1 protein-coding gene is annotated in these 695 nt (G+C 64.3%); it reads right to left on the bottom strand.

Translation table 11 applies throughout. The features are described from left to right. Positions 1-695, bottom strand: a 695-nt coding sequence (locus tag EOA22_RS36080; RefSeq protein WP_164756307.1) for an MFS transporter, incomplete at both ends; no start/stop codon positions are given.

Genomic DNA, 695 nt, shown 5'->3' with positions numbered 1-695 from the left:
ACAGGACGGTGACCGGAAAGACTATCCAGTTCAGCATCTCCCAGCCCCAGGCGTTGTAGACCATGCCCGACATCAGTGAGGCGCAGGCGACGGAGCCGAACAGGACGAAGTCGTGGAAGCCTTGCACCTTGCCCTTTTCCGACGGCCGGTAGGTGGAGGCCACCATTGCGGTCGCGCCAATGAAGCCGAAGTTCCAACCAAGGCCCAGCAGGATCAGCGACGTCCAGAACTGCCACAGCGCCAGGCCCGACAGAGCGACAATGGCGCAGCCGATGAGCAGGATCAGGCCGGTGGTCACAATGCGTTCGGCGCCGAAGCGATGGATCAGCGAGCCGGTGAAGAAGCTTGGCGCAAACATCGCCATGACGTGCCAGGAGATGCCGAGCGTCGCGTCGGTCTCCGACAGTCCGCAGCCGACCATGGCCAGCGGTGCGCCCGTCATGACGAAGCTCATCAGCGCGTAGCTGCCGACCGCACAGAAAAGCGCGGCGACGAAACGCGGCTGCGTGACGATTTCAGCCAGTGGTCTGGCGTCGCTGTCGGCGATCTCCACCTTGCCGGATGCTTTCGCCGGCAGCCGCAGGAAGGACAGGATGATGGCGCCGACGGCGGCCAGCGGCAGGATGGACACGAACGAACCGGCAAACATGACCGGCGCCAGCGATTCGCGGGTGAAGTTGACAATCGGCGGCCCG

The sequence above is a fragment of the Mesorhizobium sp. M7A.F.Ca.US.014.04.1.1 genome, assembly GCF_003998745.1.
GTDB lineage: Bacteria > Pseudomonadota > Alphaproteobacteria > Rhizobiales > Rhizobiaceae > Mesorhizobium > Mesorhizobium ciceri.
Note: the sequence above shows the minus strand (reverse complement) of the source record. Positions and strands in the feature narration are given on the sequence as shown.